The sequence below is a fragment of the Paracoccus isoporae genome, assembly GCF_900101865.1.
In the GTDB taxonomy this organism is placed as follows: Bacteria; Pseudomonadota; Alphaproteobacteria; order Rhodobacterales; family Rhodobacteraceae; genus Paracoccus; species Paracoccus isoporae.
On record NZ_FNAH01000016.1, the window covers coordinates 1 to 21,919 of the forward strand.

The following is a 21,919-nucleotide window of genomic DNA, read 5'->3' on the forward strand; positions in this document are numbered from 1 at the left end:
CGGCCAGTTCCACCATCAGCGCCGCGGTGGGTTCCGCCAGGCGGTGGCCGTAGAGATCATCCTCGGCCACCAGCACCTTCGCCACGCCGTCGATCCTGTAGCGTTTTCTGCCGCGTCCTCGACCACGATCCCCACCTTGCGCCCCTCAGGCTCCGGCGGTGCGGGTGATCTCCAGCCGCGGGCTCGCATTGATGCCGTAGTCATCCCAGAGGGTTGCAGGTCGTCATCGGCCACGCGTCACACTGGCTCGAAAACCTTAATTTGGTCTGATCCGCAGACAATTGCTGTCGCATGCTCGGCCACGACCAACGGAACGCCCTGTTCAGATACGCTACTCCGACGGCGCCTCGTCATCGGGATGTCCGATATCGACGAACCAACCGCCGAGACAGCGGACCGCCGGTTTGGTCGGGTCCGGCGTATCCGTCTTAGTTTCCACGGCGTCGCGGAACCGCTCCGTGTTGTCGGCAGCCTGATAGCCCAGATGGTAGGCCAGCCGGTTATCGACAGGCTTGACGGCATTATCCGACATGCCGAAGCTGACCGTGAAGCCGATGCGGGGTGCGCTCAGGGCGGCGCTGACCAGCCGGACACAATCATCGAAGGACAGCCACGACCACAGCATCCGCCGGTCAGCGGGTTCCGGGAAGGATGAAAATATCCGCAGCATGGCGCTCTCGATCCCGAACTTGTCCCAATACAGGCGGCCAAGATCCTCGACAAAGCATTTCGAAAGGCCGTAGAGGCTGTCAGGACGATGCGGCGCCGCCGCATCGATATGGGTTTCGAGCTCGTGATAGCCAATCGCATGGACCGAGGATGCATAAACAACACGAGAAACGCCGTGTTTCCTTGCGCCTTCATAGATGTGGTAGCTGCCGCGAATATTGGAGTTCAGCACCTCGTCCCAGGGTCGTTCCTGCGGCGCGCCGCCGAAATGGACGATGGCGTCAACACCTTCGCAGGCCGACATGACGGCATCCATGTCGGAGAGATCGAAAGTCCGAACCTCTTCGTTCGGCTTGGCGTCCTCGATTTCGTCGACATCCGCCAGCCGAAGCGTTTTTGCCAGCGGCGCAAGGCCCCGGCGCAGTTCCGTCCCAAGACGACCGGCGGCGCCGGTGATCAGGATTGTGTCGTAGCGCGGCTTCATCATGCGGTCTCCTGAGAGGGTTCGAGTGCGGCGACAGCGCGGGCGATACGGTCGATGGCTTCGCGCAGCACCTTGTCCGACGTCGCTGTCGAAATGCGGAAGAAGGGCGACAGCCCGTAGGCCGATCCGGGGACCGATCCGACATGGCCCTCTGCAAGAAGATAATCCGAAACATCCGCGTCGGTTTCAAGAATATTGCCGTCCGGTGTGCGCCGTCCGATGAGATCGGCGCAGCCGATATAGGCATAGAACGCGCCTTCAGGGGCGGGGAGTTCCAGCCCGTCAATCTGCGCGATGCCCGCAACCACCAGATCGCGGCGGCGTTGAAATGCTTCGCGAAACTCGGCCACGCATTCCTGCGGCCCGGTCAGCGCTGCGACCGCCGCTGCCTGCATCGGTGCGGCAACAGACGTGCAGCTTTGGCTTTGAACAGTGCCCATTGCCTTGATCAGGGTGGCCGGGCCGGCAGCATAGCCGACACGCCAGCCCGTCATCGCATAGGATTTTGACACGCCGTTCACGATCAGCGAACGCTCTCGCAGATCCGGGCAGGCCGTAGCGAAGCTGACGAAGTCGCGGCCATCGAAGATGATATGCTCGTAGATCTCGTCGGACAGGATCAGCACCTGCGGATGTTTCGCAAGCACCTCTCCAAGCGCCTGCATTTCCGCCTTGCTGTAAACCGCACCAGAGGGGTTGCCGGGCGCGTTCAGGAACAGCCATTTGCTGCGCGGCGTGATGGCACCTTCCAGCACATCAGGCGTCAGCCTGAAGCCTGCCTCCGCGGGGCATTGCGGCGTCACGGGCACGCCCCCGAGCAGCTTCACCATCTCGGGGTAGCTGACAAAATAAGGCGTCGGAAGGATCGCCTCATCGCCATCGTTCAGCGTCGCGAGAAGTGCGTTGAAGATGATCTGCTTGGCACCATTGGCCACTGCGATCTCTTCCGGGCGATAATCCAGCCCGTTCTCGCGGCGGAATTTTTCAGCGACGGCCTCACGCAGGGCCAGCGTGCCGGTCGAGGCCGTGTAGAGCGTCTCACCCAACAGGGCAGCATCGTAAGCCGCCTTGGAGATATGCTCAGGCGTCGGGAAATCCGGCTCTCCCAGCCCGAGGTCGATCACGTCCACCCCGGTCGCGGCAAGCGATTTCGCGGCCTGCGAGGCGACCATCGAGGCCGAGGGTTTGACCACCGACAGCCGTTCAGCGACATAGTTCATTGTCCGTCCTCCGTCACATAACCTCTGATCACGTCAATGCTGCGCGCCTCGTTGCTGCGCCGCGACGGGTCGCCATAGCCGCCCCCGCCCGGCAGTTTCAGCATCAGCCGGCGGCCGGCCGGGACATGCTGCCAGCCCTTGGGGCGCATCTTGGTGCCGTCGTCCAGCGTGACAGAGCCGGGCGTGCCGTTCTGCCCGCCTTCGCGTCCGCGCGGGGCATTTTCGATACGGTCGAACATGGCGGAAAAGTCGAACTGATGCCCCGCCGCCGCCTCGATCTCGATGACCTGACCAAGTCCACCGCGATACTGCCCGTCCCCCGCCGAATCCGGTCGCAACTCCTTGCGCCAGATCACGACAGGGCCGGTCTGTTCCGTCGCCTCGATCGGCATCGTCATCACACCCGACGGGAAGGCGGTGGCCGACAGCCCGTCAAGTTCGGGCCGTGCACCCATGCCACCGGAATTGAACATCAAGATTTCAGCATTTCGCCCTTCGCCCCCTGGCAGCGGACGCGCCGAGATATGGATATTCCACAGTGCCCCCGAACCCTCGGCAAGAATCATGCCCGGAAGCGCCAGCGCAAGCGCACCAAGCACAAGATCGGGGACCATATGGCCGAACACATGCCGAAGGCTAACCGGCGCGGGGCGCTGCGCGTTCAGGATGTTGACGGGTGATGAGACGGTGAACGGCTCCAGCGAGGCCCAGTTATTTGGAATATCCGGCGCAATGACGCATTTCATCGCATAGCAGGCATAGGCCTTGGTATAGATGATCGGGACGTTGATACCCCAGCGGCTGACCGGATCGCTGCCGGTGAAATCGACATTCACCGTCTTGCCGCGTGTTTTAAGCGTTGCGACAAGATGCACCGGTTCGTCGTAGCCATCGACCGTCAACTCGTTGCTCCACGCGCCCTCAGGCAGCGCCGCGATCCGTTCCAGCATGGCGGTGCGGGTACGCGTGAAGATGAAATCGCCGAGGGTGTCGAGGTTCGCCAGCCCGATTTCGTCCATCATTTCGATCAGGCGTCGATGACCGACATCGTTACACGCTGCCAGAGAATAGAAATCGCCGATGACCTGGTTGGGCTCGCGGATATTGGCGCGCAGGATGCGGATCAGGTCGCGGTTCACCTCGCCCTTTTCGGCGAATTTCATGATCGGGATCTGGATGCCCTCCTCATAGACGGATTTCCCATCCGCCCCGAAGCCCCGCCCGCCAACATCGACGACATGGGCGGTGCAGGCGAAAAAGCCGACCAGCTCCTCACCCTTGAAGGACGGCGAAACCATGGTGATGTCGTGCAGATGCCCGGTCCCCAGCCAGGGATCGTTGGTGACATAGGTGTCGCCCGGATACATCTCATCGCAGGGGATTTCGGCCATGAAGTTCAGCACCGCCTCGGCCATGGTATTCACATGACCGGGCGTCCCGGTCACGGCCTGCGCCAGCATCCGGCCCTGCGGGTCGAACACGCCGGCAGAAAGGTCCCCCGCCTCGCGAACAGAGGTCGAAAACGCCGTCCTGAGCAGCGTCAGCGCCTGTTCCTCGACAACCGAGATCAGGCGGTTCCACATCACCTGCATGCGGATTTCCTGAGTCGGATCGACCGTCGCATCGCTCATTGCTGCATCTCCTTGCGGGTCAGAAGAAGGGAGCCGTCGGCCTGCATCACCACATCGAAGGGCGAAGTCACCACGGTCGAGGTTTCGCGTTCGGTGATGATCGCCGGGCCGGCGACGCGGGCACCTGGCAGCAGATCGCTGCGCTCGATGATGGAAGAGGCGACCATGCGGCCCTCTGCCGGATCGAAGACCTCTCGGGTTGTGCCGTTATGCTGGCCTGACTGGCCGGTCGTGAGCTGGTGGGCCTCTGGTGCAGGACGCGTGTCCTGCGCCTTGACCGAGAAGGTCACGATCTCGATCTCCAGCCCGTCGAGCCCGTCAATGGCGCGACCGAAGAAACGGGCATAGGCTTTGCGGAAGGCATCGCGCAACCAGTCGGCATCGTCCGGCGAAAAGGCCCGGTCGGGCAATGCGACGGGGATCTCCCAGCCTTGCCCGACATAGCGCATGAAGGCGATCCGCTCTCGCTGGATTTCGCCGCTGCTGCCTTCGCGGACGAATTTTTCGGCCGTCGCGGTCAGATCGTCCAGCAGCGAATTCACGCGCTCCGCATCGAATTCCGACAGCCGCACCACCTGCGAGGTCAGCGCCTCATACCCGAAGGGCGCCTTCAGAAAGCCGATGGCCGACCCGACACCCGCCCCCGATGGGATCAGGCATTGGTCGATGCCCAGCTTCTCGCATAACCGCGACGCATGAAGAGGTGCCGCGCCGCCAAATGCGATCATGATATTATCCGAGATATTCTTGCCATTCTCAACAGCATGGACGCGGGCCGCGTTGGCCATGTTCTCGTCCACCACCTCGACAATGCCGAAGGCCGCGGCCTCGGTCGACAGGCCAAGGCGGCTGCCAACATCGCGGGTGATCGCAGCATCCGAATTGGCGGCAGACAGCTTGATCGCGCCACCGGCGAAATTGTCAGGGTCAAGCTTTCCAAGCGCCAGATCGGCATCGGTAATCGCCGGTCGTTCGCCGCCGCGCTGATAACAGGCCGGGCCGGGCTCTGACGCTGCAGATTCCGGCCCGGTCTGGATGCGCCCCATCGCATCGACCCAAGCGAGCGAGCCCCCCCCTGCCCCGATCTCGATCATCTCGATCACCGGGATCGAGATCGGCATCCCAGAGCCCTTGCAGAAGCGATATGTCCGCGCGACCTCGAAGGTGCGCGCGGTCTTGGGCGCAAAATCCTCGATCAGGCAGATCTTGGCGGTGGTGCCGCCCATGTCATAGCTGACCACTTTTTCCAGCCCGAAGCGCTGCGCTACATCGGCGGCGAAGATCGCGCCGCCCGCCGGGCCGGACTCGACCAGCCGGACCGGGAATTCCGCCGCTGTCTCGACCCCGATCAACCCGCCGCCGGAATGGATCATGAAAACCGGGCAATCGGCGCCCATCTCTTTCAGCCGGACCTGAAGCCGCGTCAGGTAGTCCTGCATCTGCGGGCGGACATAAGCGTTCGCGCAGACGGTGTTAAAGCGTTCAAACTCGCGCATCTGGGGCGAGACCTCGGCCGAGATCGAAATCGGCACGTCGGTTTTCGCGGCGATGATCTCGCGCGCTCGGCGTTCATGATCGGCGTTCATATAGGAATGGATGAAACCGATGGCGACCGCGCCGAAGCCTTCTGCCGCGATGTGGTCGGCCAAGGCTTCCAGTGCGGCGTCATCCAGCGGCTGCAGTTCCTGCCCATGCGCCCCGATCCGGCCCTTGACGGGGAAACGGTCCTCGCGCGGGATCAGCGGCGCGGGCAGGCGCAGATTCAGGTCGTATTGTTCGAACCGGCTTTCGGTCCGCATCTCGATCACGTCGCGAAAACCTTCGGTCGTGATCAGCGCGGTGCGTGCGCCGCGACGTTCGATCAGCGCATTGGTCGCCAGCGTCGTGCCATGGATGACGATATCCAAATCGGCGGGCGTAATATCGGCATCGCGCAGAACCACCTCGATCCCGTCCAGGATGGATTGTTCGGGCGCGGCGTAATTCGTCAGCACCTTGGTCGAGAACAACTCTCCCCGGCATTCAAGGGCAATATCTGTGAACGTGCCGCCGATATCGGCGCCAAGGCGGATCGCGTCGGTCATGGATTGTCCTTTGCGGCGAGCGCGGTGTCGCGCATCTGAGATAGGGTCTGGCGCGGGGTAAGCGCCTCGGGCGAGATGTTCAGATCAAGGACCGCGCCGTTGGGCGAGCGCATGGCCCGGGCGAAGGCCGGGGCGAATTCATCGGTGGTCTCGATACGCTCGGCATGAAAGCCAAAGGCGCGGGCGAGAGCCACGAAATCAGGGTTTTCCAGCGTCGTGCCAGAGACACGGGCCGGATAATTGCGTTCCTGATGGGCGCGGATGGTGCCGTAGATCCCATTGTTCAGGATCAGCACGATGGGCTGCGCACCGGCCTGCATCGCGGTGCCGAGTTCCTGAAAGTTCATATGAAAATCGCCATCGCCCGCGAAGCAGACCACAACGCGGTCGGGATGGGCGATCTGCGCGGCAATGGCGGCGGGCAAGCCGTAACCCATGGCACCGGATTGCGGAGCAAGCAGACGCGCCTTCGGGCCGAAGGGGAAGCACTTGTTCGGCCAGACGGTGAAATTGCCTGCGCCGTTGGTCAGGATGGCATCATCCGGCAAAACCGCGCGCAGATGTTTTGTGACAGCCGCCATATCGACCGGCGAGGGCTGCGGCGGCACATCCAGACTGGCCTCCCAATCTGCCCTAGCCTTTTCGCGCCAGGCGGCCCGGTCTCCGCTGACCGGCGACAGGGCCACAGCAAAAGCATTCGGCCCGGCATGGATGCCCAATGTCGGCTGATAAATCTTGCCGATTTCCCGGTCCGAACCGTGGACATGGATCAGCCGCTGCTTGGGCACAGGCACATCCAGCAGCGTATAACCATCCGTCGTCATCTCGCCGAAGCGGATATTGACGGCGAGGATCACATCGGCCTCACGGATCAGCGCCTTCACATGGGACGGCATCCCGACCCCGGCCTCGCCGGCATAGACCGGCGAATGATTGTCGAACTGGTCCTGGTAGCGGAAGACCGCGACAACCGGGATGTCAGAGGCCTCTGCGAAGCTTTGCAAGGCATCGCGCCCCGTATGCGTCCAGTTGCAGCCACCCATCAGGATCAGCGGGCGCTTTGCATCCGTCAGCAGCCTTTGCGCCTCGGCAACCGCATCGGGTGCAGGGGCAGGCTCCGCGATCCAGGGCGGAACGGTCAGGGCCGGTTTATCCGTGAGGCTGGTCAGCATATCCTCGGGCAGGGCGATCACCACAGGGCCGGGCCGACCGGTTGTCGCCGCGATCCATGCCCGCGACAGGACTTCCGGGATGCGATCCACATCGTCGATCTCGACCGCCCATTTCGCCATTGTGCCGAACACTGCCCGATAGTCGATTTCCTGAAACGCCTCGCGGCCCCGCATGTCTGTGCCAATCTGCCCGACGAAAATGATCATCGGTGCCGAATCCTGCATTGCCGTGTGAATCCCGATCGAGGCATTGGTGACGCCAGGCCCACGGGTCACGAAACACAAGCCCGGTTGCCCGGTCAGCTTGCCCCATGCCGCCGCCATGAAGGCCGCGCCGCCTTCATTCCGGCAAAGCACGAAATCCAGCCTGCCTTCGGTGTCGTGCAACGCGTCGAGAACGGCGAGATAGCTTTCGCCGGGCACCCCGAACCCCTTCCGAGCCCCAAGCGCCAGCAAGCATTCGACCAGAAGCTGACCACCATGTCGCGTCATTTGGGTGTGATCCATATCGTGCTATTGTGTCCCGTTCAGATTGCGTTGCCGGGCGGCCGGAAAAAACAAAGAAGCGCGACGGTTATGAAAGTTTGCCTTTGTCCGCCCGCGGCACAAGCTGCTGCGCAGGCGCGAAACCGCATCGCGCGGAGGGCCGGCTGACAGCGTCACGAAAGTTCGGCTTTCATGTCATTGCGTGTCAGTGACCCGTCACCTGCGCAAGGAATTGCTGCGTGCGCTCGTTCTTGGGTGCGGTGAAGAAAGTTTCGGGATCGGCGGTTTCCACGATCTCGCCCCGGTCCATGAAGATCACCCGGTCCGCGACGCGGCGCGCAAAGCCCATTTCATGCGTGACACAGATCATCGTCATCCCGTCCGAAGCAAGGCTGACCATGACATCCAGCACCTCGGAAATCATCTCAGGATCAAGAGCTGAGGTGGGTTCATCGAACAGCATGATCTTCGGCCCCATACACAAGGAGCGCGCGATGGCCACACGCTGCTGCTGACCGCCGGACAACTGGCCTGGATATTTCTGCGCCTGTTCCGGGATGCGCACCTTTTCAAGATATTTCATCGCTGCCGCTTCGGCCTGCGCGCGCGGCGTCTTGCGCACAAGCATCGGCGCCAGCACACAATTTTCCAGAACGGTCATATGCGGGAAAAGGTTGAAATGCTGAAACACCATCCCGACTTCGCGCCGGATCTCGTCGATATTGCCGACATCGTCGTTGAGCGGCGTTCCCAGCACCTCGATCAGGCCGGAATTATGCTCCTCCAGCCGGTTGATGCAGCGGATCATGGTCGATTTGCCAGACCCGGACGGACCGCAGACAACCACCTTCTCGCCCGGATCGACGGTCAGGTTGATGTCCTTGAGCGCGTGGAACCCACCATAGAACTTGTTCATGCCCTCGATGGTCACGGCGCGTGCGGCAGGATTTGTCATGCTGAGACTCCCTAAAGCTCACCGACCGCCATGCGCCGTTCCAGATAGGCGCCATAGCGGGACAGGCTGAAGACAAAGACGAAGTAGATGAGGGCGATGAACGCGTAGACCTCGCGATAGGCGAAGGTCCAGTCGCCGGTTCCATAGGCGGCATTGCCAGAGGCGAGAATTTCGAAGAAACCCACGACGATGACCAGCGAGGTTTCCTTGAACGAAATCACAAACTGGTTGATCGTCGCGGGCAATGCATTGCGCATCGCCTGCGGAAGAAGGATGCGGCTTGTGCGCTGCCAATAACCAAGACCGAGCGATTTTGCCGCCTCGCTTTGCCCGGTCGCCACGCCCTGCATCCCGCCGCGGATGATCTCTGCCTGATAGGCAGCAAAGAAGAGTGCCGCGCCGAAGATCACACGGTAAAGTTTACCGGCCTGTAGCCATTGCGGCAGCATGAACGGCACCACCACCGCGAAGGCGAACAGGATTGAGAGCAGCGGCAGCGAGCGCACAGCGTCGATGAAAAGTCCGATGCCTTTCGAGATCACCGGCAGTTCCGAGCGCCGCAGCAAGGCCAGCACGATCGACAGCGGAAAGCCGATCAGGCAGGTCGTCACGAAGATGAACAGGGTCAGTGCAAGCCCGCCCCATCTTTCCTCTCCGATCAGGGGCATTCCCAGAAGACCGCCCTTCATCAGCACATAGAACAGCGCCGTGCCGATAAGCCAAATGGCTGCCAGCCGCTTGCCCGTCCAGGAGGAGGGCAGACAGCTCAGCACGACCATCGCCACGACGGTGACGCAGGCCAAGGCCGAGCGCCATTGCTCTTCAAACGGATAAAGCCCGAACAGGATGATCCGCCAACGCTGCGCGATCACCGTCCAGCAGGCTCCGCTGGCGGCGCGACACTCCTCCGGCGAGGCGTCGCCGTCAAAAACAGCCGAGAAAATCGCCCAGTTCGCGACGGTCCACAGGATCCAGGCAAAGAAGCCCAGCCCAAGGATGGAAATTAACGCTTGCTGCGGCGAGCGGAAATAATCCTTTCTCAGCCTTTCACCGATACCAGGCGGCGCGGGCTGGCCGGAGACAGCGTGACGTGCAACATCGCTCATGTCATCAGCTCCGCAGCTGATTGCCCTTGAGGGCAATCGCCTTGTTGATCCGGTTGAAAATCGCCGCGAGCGTCAGGTTGATCGCGAGGAAGCCCGCCATCAGGATGGCAATCGCCTCGATCGTCTGGCCCGATTGGTTGATGGTGACTGCGACGATCATAAAGAAATCGTTGAACCCGATGGCAATGCCCATCGTCGTGGCCTTGATCAGCCAGATATACTGATTGGCGAGGATCGGCAGCATTGCGCGCAACGCCAGTGGCAGCCGGATGCGGAAAAAGGATTGCAGGGGCGTCAGGCCAAGCGCATGGGCCGCCTCCGTCTGGCCTTTACCGACAGCCTTGAACCCGCCGCGCACGATTTCGGCTATATAGGCACCGCCATAGATGCCGATGGAAATCAGCATCGCGCTGAATTCAGGCGAGATCCGCAGCCCGCCACGAATATTCAACCCGCCAAGTGCAGGTATGCTGAGCAAAGGCTCTGCCGGGTCGCGCCCGATAAGGACAATCGCGATAGCCAAGGCCAGCGGGACCAGAAAGGCTGCCCAGATCAGCCCGTGCCGGCTCTCTGGCGGTCGGGCGATGCGGCGCGTTCTGCCGACCCAGAAAGGCAGGACGACCGCGGCCAGCACGGCGATCGCCGCGGCAAACAGATACCATCCCCCGACATTCAGCGCCGGCATGTAGATCCCGCGGCTGGACATGGTCAGCGGCCCGAACGTGGCGGCCTCTCGCGGACTTGGCAGGTGGGTGACGACCGCATACCAGAAGAACACCTGCAGGATCAGCGGGATATTGCGGAAGAAATCGACATAGCTGCGGCCGAGCAGGTTCAGAACGGGGTTATCCAGCGTGCGCATGATCCCGATGATGCCGCCGATCAGCGTTGCAAGCGCAAGGCCGATGATGCCGAGAAACAGCGTGTTCAGAATGCCGACGACAAAGAACCACCAGTAAGGATCGCTCGACGAGGTCGGCAGCAAGGAGAAGGTCAGATCCCAGCCGGTGGATTTGTCCAGAAAGCCGAAGCCGGACACCATGTTCTGCGCTTCGAGCGTCTGCTGCGCGTTGCGCCAGCCACCGAGCACGATGACCAGGACAACTGCGACAAACAGCGCCTGCAACAAGGCGTTGCGAACCTTCTGGTTTCTCAGGAATCCGGGCATGGGCACGCCTCCGGGCATGGGAAAGCGGACCCGCCGGCTGGGCGGGACCGCATTGCGTCAGTCGATCACATACGGATAGAGAACACCGCCATCGTTCCAGAGCGCGGTCATCTCGCGATCCATCTGATAGGGAGAGCCTTCGCCGAGCGTGCGATCAAAGATCTCGGCATAGTTGCCGACATTCTTGATCACATTGTAGGCCCAGTCATCCTCCAGACCCAGCGGGGTGCCCATGCCGGGGCTTTCGCCCAGGAACTTCGCAACGACGGGGCTCGGCGGATCCGCCTTGATCTCATCGACGTTTTCCGAGTTGATCCCTTCCTGCTCCGCAAACCACAGCGCCGACAGCGTCCAGTTGGCGATGTCGATCCAGTTGTCGTCGCCGGGGCGCATCACGATGACCTCGGGTTCGACGGCCAACACGTCGGGCAGAATGTCGTGATCCTCGACGCTGCTTTTCGCAGTGCGGGCGATGGCCAGGACCGGACCCCATTGCGCATACAGATCGCAGCGGCCCGAGAAATAGGCCTGCTCCAGCTCTTCGGTCTTTTCGATCAAGACCGGCTCCAATTCGATACCCAGCTTTGAGGCATAGGCCGCGATCTGCTGCTGGATCGTCGTGCCGGCAGGGATGCAAACCGTGCCGCCATCGGCATCGGCGAGCGTGGAGAGTCCCAACTCCTTATGGGCCATGATCTTCGTTGTTCCCAGATAATAGGAGAGCGAGAACTGCATACCCAACTCGGTATCGCGGCTGAGCGTCGCGCCCGAGGCCTTGATCACCATATCCACCTCGCCGGTCTGAAGGGACGGCCAGCGCTGCGCCCAGCTGATCGGAATAACCGTCAGATGCGACGGATCACCGAAAATGGCGGTGGTCACGGCCCGGCAGAGCTCGATATCCATGCCCTGCCATTCGCCCTGATCGTCCACCTCGGCGAAGCCGAGATATGACCCGTCATGCCCCGTGCAAAGCAGGTTCCCGCGTTCCTTGACCGCCGCAAGCGTATCGCCACTTTCTGCAGATGCGGTGCTTCCGATGGCCGCCAAGGCAGCCGCGGCCATCAGGCCATAAGTCGTTGAACTCATTTTCTCCTCCCAGGTGATAGTCACGAATATCTTCATTCCCCGGCTACCAGAGGCCGTGATCCGTCATCCTCTGTTCGTCGCATGATCCTTGCGGATGAGGTCGCGTCCCCAATCCTGCGACACCATCCAACGATGCAGCGCCGCGACGCCCTGCACGCGCAGATGGCCGCGCGGCACCAGCAGATAGAAGCCGGGCACCTGGTCGTCGGGCATGTCATCCAGAATGTCGCGGCCTAGCGGCGCGACAAGCTCTCCACTGCGCATATCGGCATGCGCGTCATGCGGCGACAACAGGCCGACGCCGATCCCCTGCAACGTCGCCCGGCGCATCGATGCTGCGTCGTCAAAGCCGATGCTGCCATGCTGCTCGCCCGGCTCGACACCAAGATGCCGGAAAATATCTGTCCACAGATGCTTGGACTTGACCGTATCCAACAAGGTGCAATCCAGAAGATCGGCGGGTTTGCGCAGCGTCGCGGCGATCTGGGCCGTGCAGCAGATCACCTTCGGATCCCGCACCAGAAGCGTGCACTCCACGTCGGACCAATGTCCGTAGCCCCACTGCACGGTCATATCGACATCGTCACGAGCGAAATCTGGCATGTCGATCATTGTCGTCAGACGAAGATCCAGGCTCGGCATCTCTTCGCGGAACTCGGACAGGTGACGCAGCAGATAGTTCGTCGCGAAATAGGGGCTCGTATTGAGGTTGATGCGGTCGCGATAAGGTGAGCGCGTGATCCGCCGCACCCCTTCGGCAAACTCACTGAATCCGGCCTCGACATAATGCGCCAGCAGAACCGCGCTTTCCGTCGGCTCGATCGAGCGGCCCTTGCGTTCGAACAACTTGACCTGAAGCGCGTCTTCCAGAAGCTTGATCTGCTGGCCCACGGCCTGCGGGGTCACATACAGCTCATCCGCAGCCTGGCGCAGGCTCTTGTGGCGTGCCACGGCGTGGAAGGCCCGCAGAGCATTCAGGGGCGGTAGGCGCAGCTTGCCGTTCATGCGATCTGACTTCCCTCCCCGTGTCATGCGCTCCCGACAGCGCGGTTTGACCTGGCCTCAGGCATAGATATAACCACCGGAAACGATGACATTCTCGCCGGTCATGTAGGTGTTCTTCGGCCCGCCCGTCATCAGCACCCACTCTGCGATCTCTGGCGGCTCCGCGCCGCGATTGAGTGGACTGGCCTTGGACAGCTCCTCCAGAAAGCCCAGCTCGCGGGCGCGTTCCGTCGCCATCCCCGCGGGCGCAACCGAATTCACCAGGATGCCATCCGCCGCCACGTGATGCGCGAAGGAGCGTGTGAGGCTGACCACCGCCGCCTTGGTCGCCGCGTAATGAGCGTTCTGCGGATGAGCCTTGAACGCATCGACCGAGGTAATGTTGACGATCCGCCCGCGCACATGGTCCTTCGGCTCCTGCTCGCGCATATGGTCAATGGCGGCCACCATCATGTGATAGGTGCCCTTGATGTTCACCCCGTTCGAGGCATCCCACTCCGCGTCCGTGATCTCCATGATCGGGCGGCGCGGATAAATGGCTGCGCAGTTTATCAGCGTATCAATCTGGCCAAGCTGACCGGCGATGTCCTTGAACGCCGCGTGACATTCCGAACCGTTCTGAATATCTGCCGCCGCCGATGCCGTGGGCAGCCCACGTTCGCGCGCGGGTGTCAGGGCCGCCTCGGCTGCTGCGGCGTTCAGGTCAATGACCCCGAGCGCCGACGCGCCCGCATCGACCGCCATCCGAGCAAGCAATGCGCCAAGGCCAGAGCCACCACCGACAATCAGCACCGAAAGATCTTTCATCGTCATCCCTTTTTCGCAGGAGGGGTTGGGCGCGTCGGCACGATGTCGAAGCGCGACACGGTGGCCCATTCGGGCAGGTCCAGCACGGCGCTAACCATGCGGGCAACATCTTCGGGCTGAACGGCCTTGCTGGCCGAATACATGGCCGACCGCGTCTCGGCGTCCAGAATGTCCTTGTAGAGCGCAGTCTCGACCCGGCCCGGCACGATTTCGGTGACGCGGATGCCAAAGGGCGACAGATCCGCGCGCAGCCCCGCCGCAAAGCCGGAAATCGCCGCCTTGGTGGCGGAATATACCGCCATGCCCGGAAAAACCGAATGCGCCGCGGCAGATCCTGTAAACAGGATATGTCCCGCCTCGCGGTCACGCATCTGTGGCACGACCATGCGCGTTATCATGATGGCTGCGCTGAGGTTGATCTCCAGCGCGCTATCGATATCGGCCATGTCCATATCCGCGAAATTCCCCAGCGGCGGCATGATCCCGGCGTTATTGACCAGAACATCGATCTGCAGGCCTTCCAGTGCCGCCTCTGCCGCCTCGCGGTCGGTGACGTCCAACTGGATCGGGGTGATATTGGCGTGGCTGGCACGAAGATCGTTCAGCGCCTTTTCGCTGCGACCGGCGGCGTAGACCTGATGGCCCGCGCGGGCCAGTTCCAGTGCGATGGCCAGCCCGATGCCGCTTGACGCGCCTGTCACCAATGCCTTCGCCATTCGCCCCTCCCCTATGGGTTACGGCAACTCTGTCTCCAAGTCCGGCCTGCCAAAACCAAGTAATTCGGCAAACAGGAAAGTTTTTCTTTCCATTCGCAAGCGCGCGCAGCCATGGGCCAAGCGGCGAGGTCAGTCATGGCTGCTGTCTCGGCAAGATGCCCGGCAACCGATCGTAAAGTTGAACTTGGTCAGCCGTCAGGCCGCACCGGGTTTCGACAAGCCGGAAAACAACGCCCGCGCGGCCTCCAGATCGGGCGAGCGGTCGGAGCGGACACCCACCGCCGCGCCGAGCGCCTTCATTCGCTCCAGGCTGTTGAGAAGATGTGCACGCATGGCATCTCGCGCCGCCTGCGGGTCGCCTGCAACAATCGCCGCAACGATCCGCTGATGTTCGTCGTGAATACGGGCGTAATAGCTGTCCTTCAACTCAGCCGAAACGATCTGGCCAAGCTGATGCCTCGGGACGATCAGCGGGCGAAGATATTCAAGGAACGCCAGCATGAAGCCGTTCCGCGCGGCCTTTGCGATATGCAAATGAAAATCGTAATCATAGTGGATCAGAACGACGGACGGATCGGCATGGGCACTGTCGACCTCGTCCATGAGGACCGCGATGGACTGGGCTTCAGCATCGGTTCGGCGCTCGGCACACAGACCCGCCGCTTCGACCTCCACGCTGAGGCGTAGTTCCAGCAAAGCGATGGTTTCCGCAAGCGTCTGCAGCTCCTCCTCCGGGATCTGGAAGGTTGCCTGCACGGGCGCTTCGCTGACGAACATGCCACGGCCCTGCTGCGGAATCACCTGCCCCGCCGAACGCAGCCGGGCGATCGCCTCCCGCACGACGGTGCGGCTGACTTCGTATTCGGCGCAAAGTTCCGCCTCCGTCGGCAATTGCGCACCGGGCTGCAACGCGCCCGAGGCGATCTTTTCGGAAAGGTCTTCCCAGACAAGGGTCGAAAGAGGTTTGCGCTTTCCCATCGGCTTCCTTCGTGACGCGGCACCACCGCTGGTGCCGCCAGATGACTATAATGTCAGAGCGCCGCCGTGACGATCAGTTCGACCAGCATGCCGGGCTTTGCCATCCGGCCCTGCCCCGAGGATCGCGCCGGGGCGTGCTCCATCGGCATCCATGCGTCCCAGACCTCGTTGACCTCTGCGAAATCGCGGACATCGTCCAGCCACATCTGGACGTGAAGTATCCGGGTCTTGTCGGTTCCCGCCTTGGCCAGAAGATCGTCGATCTTCCCCAGGACTTCACGCATCTGATCGGCGGCTGACTGCCCCGGTTCGGCAACCTGCCCGGTCAGATAGAGCGTGCCATTGTGGCTGACTCCGTGATGAATACGGGTATCGAAGTCGAAGCGTTTGATGTCCGTCATGTCTTAGGAGTCCTTTATGGGGTTTCCGCGCAGGTAATGGGCATAAGGCGCCTGAGTCAGCCAGCCCGCATCGACCGGCAGGGTGACACCGGTGATAGAAGCCGCGCGGTCGGAACACAGAAACAGCGCCGCTTCTGCGACATCTTCAGGGGCCACGAATCTCCGCAATGCCGTGCTGTCGATGACGGCATCAGGATCGCGCTCGCCTGCGGAGATCTTCGCTTTCAAGCCATCCGACAGCGTATAGCCGGGTGCCACCGCATTTACCCGGACCCCATGCGGACCGAGTTCAGCCGCCAGGATTCCGGTCAATGCCATCACCGCGTGCTTGCCCGGCGTATAGGCCGGCAGCGACAGCGGCGCGAACGAGGCCAGAGAGCCGACATTCAGGATCGCGCCACGGCCCGCCTTTTTCATCAGCCGCCCAAAGACCTGACAGCCGATCAGCGTGCCGCGATAGTTGATCCGCCAAAGCCGCTCATCTTCGTCCAGATCCTGATCGAGCACCCGCTTGCCGCTTTGCAGGATGCCCGCGGAGTTCACCAGGATCCGGGGGGAACCGAAGGCGTGCGCCACCGAGCCCGCGAGGCTCTCAATAGACGCAGGGTCGCCAATTTCCACCGGCACGAATTCGGCCCCGGATGCGCCGCTGTCCTGACACTGCCGCGAGACATCCTCGCCGCGTGTGGCGTCGCGGCCGGCGACAACGACCGATGCACCGGCCGCCGCAAAGCGCAGCGCGATGGCCTTTCCGATGCCAGAGGTGCCGCCGATGATGACTGCAGTGCCCAAATCAGCCATGACTGCGATCCTTGCGTTCGATGTCAAAGAATTCGGCCATCGCCTCGACCTGATAATCCATCATCGGACGACCGGGCTGGGTGCTGCAACCGATCCGCCTGGCCTCGCGCAAAAGCGGCGTCTCTGCCGGCTCCATGATGATGTCGACGACGGTCATGTCAGATGTCAGCCCTGCCACATCAAGCGGCAAAGGGTCGGACGCCTTCAGGCCCATCGGCGTCGCGTTGACCACGAGATCCGCACCAGCCGGATCAGCGGGACCGACATCAATCTCACAAGCCGGGAATGTCTTTGAGACCAGGTCCGCCAGCGTCGCCGCGCGCGCCCCGTCAACATCGCTGAGGCGGATGCGCGCCGCCCCGGCTTCGGCCAGGCAATAGGCGAGCGATGCGCCCGCGCCCCCGGCCCCAACCTGCAAAACCTTTTGTCCGGCGATCCGGTGCCCGCCCGCCTTCAGCGCATCAATGAAGCCGACGCCGTCGAAGTTATCCGCATACCAGCTTCCATCCGGATTGCGCCGGACCGAATTCGCGCTGCGCACCCGCACGGCGCGATCATGCCCGCCCGCGCATTTTTCGAACACTGCCGCCTTGAACGGGACCGAAACGATGACACCGCGGATATTTTCAGCCGCACTCAGCCCGGCCCAGAAAATATTGAAATCCTTTGGTGCGCAGCTTAGTGGGACCATCAGGCTGTCCAGGCCCTTCTGCTCGAAAATCTCGTTGAAGATGCCCGGACTTTTCGCATGACCGACCGGATGCGCGAGCATAACGAAAATATCGGCCTTGCCCGTTCCGCGCATCACGCCTTCTCCGTGCTGATCGCGTTATTTGCCAGCAGCTCCAGTGCCTCGATGAGTGCTGAATGGTCCTTTCCGGCGCCGCCGCGGGCCGAGCAGGCGTTCAAAAGTTCCTGCGTCGTCGCGGTATTCGGCAGCGCAACGCCCAGCTTTCGGGCACTGTCCAGTGCGAGCCCCAGATCCTTCTGATGCAGGCCGATGCGGAAGCCGGGCGCGAAACTGCGCGATATCATCCGTTCTCCGTGCACGTCCAGAACGCGCGAGGATGCAAATCCACCAAGCAGCGCCTCACGCACTTTCGCTGGATCGCATCCGGCCTTGGCCGCAAACACCAGCGCCTCGGAGACGGCTTCAATATTCAGCGCCACGATGATCTGGTTCGCGATCTTGCAGGTCTGGCCGGAGCCGTTCGCCGTTCCGACCAGCGTGATGTTCTTACCCATCAGCTGCATAATCGGCAGCGCCCGTTGAAAGTCCTGCTCGGCTCCACCCGCCATGATCGTAAGGCTGGCCGCCTTGGCCCCGACTTCGCCGCCAGAGACAGGCGCATCGATATAGCCGGCCCCCGTCTCACGAATGGCCCTGGCAAATTCCTCTGTCGCAATCGGGCTGATCGAGCTCATGTCGATGACAAGCGCGGTGCTCTGCACGCCTTCGACGATCCCGCCCTCGCCCAGCATCACCTCCTCGACATCCGGGGTGTCGGGCAGCATCGTGATAATGATCTCGCTTTGCCGGGCGACGTCAGCGGCGCTGTCCAGCACCTCAGCCGGCAGGTCGTCCGGCAGGGGCGAGCGGTTCAAACTCGTCAGCAACGCGTGCCCGCCGGCGGCGAGGTTGCGGGCCATCGGCGCACCCATGACGCCCAACCCGATAAAGCCGATTTTCATGGCCCCTCCGATTTTCCATTTGCGACTCACTCTATCTGCAGATTATCGTCGGTGATAATACATCATACAACATACAAATTTGATCGCCGGGGTGATGGATGCTGCAAGAGCGCAAAAATATTCTGAAGGTTCTGCTGAACGAGAACCGGAGCGCCATCGGGCTGTGGTGTTCGCTGGCCGAGGCCCTGACCACCGAGGTCATTGCGGGATCGGGTGTCGACTGGCTGCTGATCGACGCGGAACACAGCCCGAACGACCTGCGCAGCGTCGTGCTGCAGTTGCAGGTCGCGGCGGCGTTCCCCTGCGAGCCGGTTGTCCGCTTGCCATCCGACGATCCTCATCAGATGAAACAGTTCATGGATGGCGGCGCGCGCAGCTTGATGATCCCCAATGTGCGCTCTGCCGATCAGGCGCGCGCGGTTGTTTCTGCCATGCGATATGCGCCTTTTGGCGGGATCCGGGGCTTCTCTGTGGGGCATCGCGCAAACCAGTTCGGCCGGATCAAGGACTACCACAGGGACGCCCGCGGCGCTCAGTTCCTTGCAGCCCAGATCGAGTGCGAGAAAGGCGTCGCCAATGCCGCCGAGATCGCCGCGACGGATGGCGTCGACTCCCTTTTCGTCGGGCCGGGAGACCTGTCGACGAATCTGGGCGCGATGGGCAACCCGAACGCCGAGCATGTCCAGGAAGCCATCGCCTCGGTGCTGGAAGCCGCCAGAACTGCCGGCAAACCGGCGGGCATCCTCGCGCCTCAGAAGGCGGATGCCGACCGCTATCTGGCTGACGGCTTCACGATGGTCGCGGTGGGCTCCGATCTCGGCCTGCTCGCCAGAGGCGCGGATAATCTGGTGGCTTCCTTCAGATCAGAGGTTGCCTGATGCCCATCCCCGCCTACAAGCCCCCAAAGCGAAGCTCCTATGACATCGTCATCGTCGGTGGCGCGGTCATCGGATCGTCCACCGCCTACTGGCTCAGCCAGAGACTCGGGCCGGGGGCATCCGTGCTGGTGATCGAGCGCGACAGCAGCTATGAGTTCTCCTCGACCGCGCTGTCGACCAGTGCCATCCGTCAGCAATATTCCAATCCGATCAACGTCAAGATCAGCCAGTTCGGCATTGAGTTCATCCGCAGCTTTGTCGAGCGCATGACCGCCTTCTATACCGATGAGGCTCCGCCTGACCTGGGATTTCGTGAACACGGCTATCTGTATTGCGTCTCACCCGAAGGCGTGGAGGCCGCCCGCGACCGCGTCGAATTGCAGCGCAGCCTTGGCGCGCATACCGTCTTTCTGGAGCCGGGGCCGCTGAAGGACCGGTTCCCCTGGCTCAATGTCGAGGATCTCGGGGGCGGGGCATGGGGCGCGCGCGATGAGGGCTGGTTCGATTCGATGGGGATGCTGAACGGGCTGCGGCGCGCGGCGCGTTGCAGCGGCGTCGAATATATCGACAATGCAGTCACTGGCCTTGACGTCGAAGAGAGCCGGGTCACGACGGTTCACCTATCCACCGGCGAGGCCGTCCGATGCGGCACCCTGGTAAATGCCGCCGGACCGCGGGCGCAGCAAATCTGCGCCATGGCCGGGCTTTCAATCCCGGTGGCGCCGCATAAACGCTATAGTTTCGTTTTCGCCAGCGAGACCCCGATCCCCGGCCGGATGCCGAATGTCATCGACCTGACGGGGACGTTCGTCAGGCCCGAGGGAGAGTTGTTCCTGACCGGCAACACGCCCTTGGACAACGGCCCCGCCGACTACGACGATTTCGCGATCTGCCATGAGGAATTCGAAGACTGCATCTGGCCCGCGCTCTGGCACCGGATCCCGGATTTCGAGGCTCTGAAAGTCAAGCAATGCTGGACGGGCCATTACGAGTATAACATGCTGGATCACAACGGCATCGTCGGCTTTCATCCTGAAATCGCAAATTTCATGTTCGCCAACGGCTTTTCCGGTCACGGGCTGCAGCAGGCCCCCGCAGTCGGTCGCGCCGTGGCGGAGTTGCTGGTCGACGGTGCCTTTCAGACGCTGGACCTGACCCCTTTCCGCTACGAACGCATTCCTCTGAATGAACCGTTCCTTGAAGAAGCCGTGATTTAGCCTTGACCGCCGGCGAGATGTGGCTGCGCGCCGCTTCTTGCGAATATCCGCGCTGCGACACGTGAGGTCTGCTGGAGGCTGGCCGCGTTGCGGGAAAGCGAGATTTGTCTTGGCTCACGCAGCCGAACGAAACGATAATCTATCCGAGACCGCCGAGACGAACAGGAAGACCGACCACCGGATGTGATCTGCGAGGACACCGATGAAACGCTCCCTGCGCGCCAGGCAACTCGATACGCTGGACACGGATCGCCTTGTGCGCCTCGAGATGCCCGATAATCTGCGCCGCTATTCGCACGGCGAACTGCCACCCATGCAGACGCTCGTGGCATTCGAGACAGCAGCGCGGCATCTGAGTTTCACGCGCGCATCCGAAGAACTCAACCTCACGCAGTCCGCCGTCAGCCAGCAGGTAAAACTGCTCGAACAGCGTCTCGGCCTGGATCTCTTCATCCGGAAAAACAACAGGCTGGTGCTCACGGCGGGCGGTCAGGCGCTGGCAAAAGACGTTGAGATGGTCCTCGATCATCTCTGCAACAGCGTTCACGCCCTGGTGTCCGGGGAGAATCGCGTTTCCGTGGCGCTCAGTCTTTTGCCGTCTTTCGCATCAACCTGGTTCGCGAGCCGGATCGGCGATTTCTCTCGGAACAATCCGAATGTCGACCTGATCGTGGTGGCGTCGGTCGCGTTGGCCGAACTTGGCCGCGGCGCAACCGATATCGCCATTCGCTGGGGCCCCGGCGGGACGCAGGGCGTCTACGAAGAACGGCTGTTCGGTGAGCAGTTCATGCTGGTCGGCGCGGCCAGCCTGCCGAAGGAACTGCGCGAGACGCGCGATATCTCCGATCTTTCGGGGCTGCCTTTCCAGCACGACACCGCGCAAAATGATTGGCGGGTTCTGATTGAAGAGAATGGCGGTGTCCCCGAGGATTTCGAGCATGGCCATTATTTCAGCGATGCGAGCACGACCCTGCAAGCGATCATCGCCACCGGCGGTATCGGCGTCGTGCGGAACGTCATCGCCCGGCATCTCATTGACCGGGGCGATCTCGTGGTGCTGCCCTTCAAACCCCGCAAAGGTCCATTTGCATATCATTTCCTGTGTGCGCAGGAGAGTTTCGACGATCCCGCGATCACCGGAATACTCGACTGGTTCCGGCATCACGCGCGCCGTCCATAAATAATTCTAAGGCAAGCGCCAAGTTATTGCTGTTTGAACGCGGAATTTTTCTCGGACAGCATGGGGTATCCGATGACAGAGCGACGACAGCAATGGGGAGCACTTGCTGGCGGAAACCGTCACACGGGAGGCCATCGGCACAACTGTGCTGACCCGGCTTTGATCAGTCTTCAAGGCGAA

20 protein-coding genes and 1 pseudogene are annotated in these 21,919 nt (G+C 62.0%); 3 read left to right on the forward strand and 18 right to left on the reverse strand.

Annotation, left to right across the window (positions count from 1 at the left end):
* The 18 genes and pseudogenes from BLT73_RS17705 to BLT73_RS16260 all read right to left on the reverse strand — a co-directional run.
* Positions 1-94 (reverse strand): annotated as a pseudogene (locus BLT73_RS17705) (electron transfer flavoprotein subunit alpha/FixB family protein); the annotation flags it as partial.
* 237 nt (positions 95-331) lie between these two features.
* The gene (locus BLT73_RS16180) at positions 332-1,156 is read right to left on the reverse strand and encodes an NAD-dependent epimerase/dehydratase family protein (RefSeq protein WP_090525561.1); all 825 of its coding nucleotides are present in this window, start codon (positions 1,154-1,156) and stop codon (positions 332-334) included.
* The gene (locus BLT73_RS16185) at positions 1,153-2,373 is read right to left on the reverse strand and encodes a pyridoxal phosphate-dependent aminotransferase (protein WP_090525563.1); all 1,221 of its coding nucleotides are present in this window, start codon (positions 2,371-2,373) and stop codon (positions 1,153-1,155) included. Before BLT73_RS16185 ends, BLT73_RS16180 begins: the two co-directional genes overlap by 4 nt.
* Entirely contained in the window at positions 2,370-4,004 is a 1,635-nt protein-coding gene (locus BLT73_RS16190) for a hydantoinase B/oxoprolinase family protein (protein ID WP_090525565.1), read from the reverse strand. The genes BLT73_RS16185 and BLT73_RS16190 overlap by 4 nt, the downstream gene beginning before the upstream one ends.
* Positions 4,001-6,088: a hydantoinase/oxoprolinase family protein gene (locus BLT73_RS16195; RefSeq protein ID WP_090525566.1), complete on the reverse strand. Its 2,088-nt coding sequence runs from the start codon at positions 6,086-6,088 to the stop codon at positions 4,001-4,003. Before BLT73_RS16195 ends, BLT73_RS16190 begins: the two co-directional genes overlap by 4 nt.
* Positions 6,085-7,767 carry a thiamine pyrophosphate-binding protein gene (locus tag BLT73_RS16200; RefSeq protein ID WP_245727384.1) on the reverse strand — a complete coding sequence of 561 codons (1,683 nt, stop codon included), beginning with the start codon at positions 7,765-7,767 and terminating at the stop codon, positions 6,085-6,087. The genes BLT73_RS16195 and BLT73_RS16200 overlap by 4 nt, the downstream gene beginning before the upstream one ends.
* Before the next feature lie 184 nt (positions 7,768-7,951).
* On the reverse strand, positions 7,952-8,701 hold the full coding sequence (locus BLT73_RS16205; RefSeq protein ID WP_090525567.1) for an amino acid ABC transporter ATP-binding protein: 750 nt from the start codon (positions 8,699-8,701) through the stop codon (positions 7,952-7,954).
* An 11-nt stretch (positions 8,702-8,712) separates the two neighbouring features.
* Complete coding sequence (locus BLT73_RS16210; RefSeq protein ID WP_090525569.1) at positions 8,713-9,807, reverse strand: amino acid ABC transporter permease; 1,095 nt, start codon at positions 9,805-9,807, stop codon at positions 8,713-8,715.
* Between the two features lie 4 nt (positions 9,808-9,811).
* Positions 9,812-10,975, reverse strand: coding sequence for an amino acid ABC transporter permease (locus BLT73_RS16215; RefSeq protein WP_090525571.1), 1,164 nt, complete (start codon positions 10,973-10,975; stop codon positions 9,812-9,814).
* A 57-nt stretch (positions 10,976-11,032) separates the two neighbouring features.
* Complete coding sequence (locus tag BLT73_RS16220; protein WP_090525600.1) at positions 11,033-12,064, reverse strand: amino acid ABC transporter substrate-binding protein; 1,032 nt, start codon at positions 12,062-12,064, stop codon at positions 11,033-11,035.
* A gap of 63 nt (positions 12,065-12,127) precedes the next feature.
* Complete coding sequence (locus tag BLT73_RS16225; RefSeq protein WP_090525573.1) at positions 12,128-13,069, reverse strand: LysR substrate-binding domain-containing protein; 942 nt, start codon at positions 13,067-13,069, stop codon at positions 12,128-12,130.
* A 57-nt stretch (positions 13,070-13,126) separates the two neighbouring features.
* Positions 13,127-13,876 (reverse strand): SDR family NAD(P)-dependent oxidoreductase, encoded by a 750-nt coding sequence (locus tag BLT73_RS16230; protein ID WP_090525575.1) that lies wholly within the window; start codon positions 13,874-13,876, stop codon positions 13,127-13,129.
* 2 nt (positions 13,877-13,878) lie between these two features.
* Positions 13,879-14,592, reverse strand: coding sequence for an SDR family oxidoreductase (locus tag BLT73_RS16235; RefSeq protein WP_090525577.1), 714 nt, complete (start codon positions 14,590-14,592; stop codon positions 13,879-13,881).
* 195 nt (positions 14,593-14,787) lie between these two features.
* On the reverse strand, positions 14,788-15,570 hold the full coding sequence (locus BLT73_RS16240) for a FadR/GntR family transcriptional regulator (protein WP_090525579.1): 783 nt from the start codon (positions 15,568-15,570) through the stop codon (positions 14,788-14,790).
* Positions 15,571-15,623: 53 nt separating this feature from the next.
* Positions 15,624-15,971: a RidA family protein gene (locus BLT73_RS16245; RefSeq protein ID WP_090525581.1), complete on the reverse strand. Its 348-nt coding sequence runs from the start codon at positions 15,969-15,971 to the stop codon at positions 15,624-15,626.
* A gap of 3 nt (positions 15,972-15,974) precedes the next feature.
* Positions 15,975-16,772 carry an SDR family NAD(P)-dependent oxidoreductase gene (locus BLT73_RS16250; RefSeq protein WP_090525583.1) on the reverse strand — a complete coding sequence of 266 codons (798 nt, stop codon included), beginning with the start codon at positions 16,770-16,772 and terminating at the stop codon, positions 15,975-15,977.
* Complete coding sequence (locus BLT73_RS16255; protein ID WP_090525584.1) at positions 16,765-17,577, reverse strand: shikimate dehydrogenase family protein; 813 nt, start codon at positions 17,575-17,577, stop codon at positions 16,765-16,767. The genes BLT73_RS16250 and BLT73_RS16255 overlap by 8 nt, the downstream gene beginning before the upstream one ends.
* Positions 17,577-18,464 carry a 2-hydroxy-3-oxopropionate reductase gene (locus tag BLT73_RS16260; protein ID WP_090525586.1) on the reverse strand — a complete coding sequence of 296 codons (888 nt, stop codon included), beginning with the start codon at positions 18,462-18,464 and terminating at the stop codon, positions 17,577-17,579. Before BLT73_RS16260 ends, BLT73_RS16255 begins: the two co-directional genes overlap by 1 nt.
* A gap of 98 nt (positions 18,465-18,562) precedes the next feature.
* Here BLT73_RS16260 and BLT73_RS16265 point away from each other — a divergent pair, with 98 nt between their 5' ends.
* From BLT73_RS16265 to BLT73_RS16275, 3 genes are all read left to right on the forward strand, one after another.
* Positions 18,563-19,342, forward strand: a complete 780-nt coding sequence (locus tag BLT73_RS16265; protein ID WP_176805189.1) for an HpcH/HpaI aldolase family protein — start codon at positions 18,563-18,565, stop codon at positions 19,340-19,342.
* Positions 19,342-20,559, forward strand: coding sequence for an NAD(P)/FAD-dependent oxidoreductase (locus BLT73_RS16270; RefSeq protein WP_090525588.1), 1,218 nt, complete (start codon positions 19,342-19,344; stop codon positions 20,557-20,559). The genes BLT73_RS16265 and BLT73_RS16270 overlap by 1 nt, the downstream gene beginning before the upstream one ends.
* Before the next feature lie 202 nt (positions 20,560-20,761).
* Positions 20,762-21,739, forward strand: a complete 978-nt coding sequence (locus tag BLT73_RS16275) for a LysR substrate-binding domain-containing protein (protein WP_090525590.1) — start codon at positions 20,762-20,764, stop codon at positions 21,737-21,739.
* The last annotated feature ends 180 nt before the right edge of the window (positions 21,740-21,919 follow it).